The sequence below is a fragment of the Streptomyces sp. NRRL F-5135 genome (assembly GCF_000719775.1).
GTDB lineage: Bacteria > Actinomycetota > Actinomycetes > Streptomycetales > Streptomycetaceae > Streptomyces > Streptomyces hebeiensis.
Map to the genome: position 1 here is coordinate 1 of NZ_JOHR01000095.1, position 305 is coordinate 305.

Genomic DNA, 305 nt, shown 5'->3' on the forward strand with positions numbered 1-305 from the left:
ATCCACCCCGAAAGGCTTCATCGTTCGACTTGCATGTGTTAAGCACGCCGCCAGCGTTCGTCCTGAGCCAGGATCAAACTCTCCGTGAATGCTTCACCGTTATCCGGTGACACTCGCGTTGAGCGGGACAGTCAGGCCGGAATAAGGCCGACTGTCCACAGCGTCCTCGCTGTGTATGTTGCCTACCCGCCACAAGGGCCGGCAGGACTTTCAAAGGAACCTCGCCATCCGAAGATGGACGGGGTATCAACTAATCTGGCGTTGATTTTTGGCACGCTGTTGAGTTCTCAAGGAACGGACGCTTC

At 56.1% G+C, this 305-nt stretch carries 1 rRNA gene; it reads right to left on the minus strand.

The annotated features are described in order from the left end of the window. Window positions 1-89 (minus strand): 16S ribosomal RNA (locus tag IG02_RS0135645); the annotation flags it as partial. Window positions 90-305: the final 216 nt, after the last annotated feature.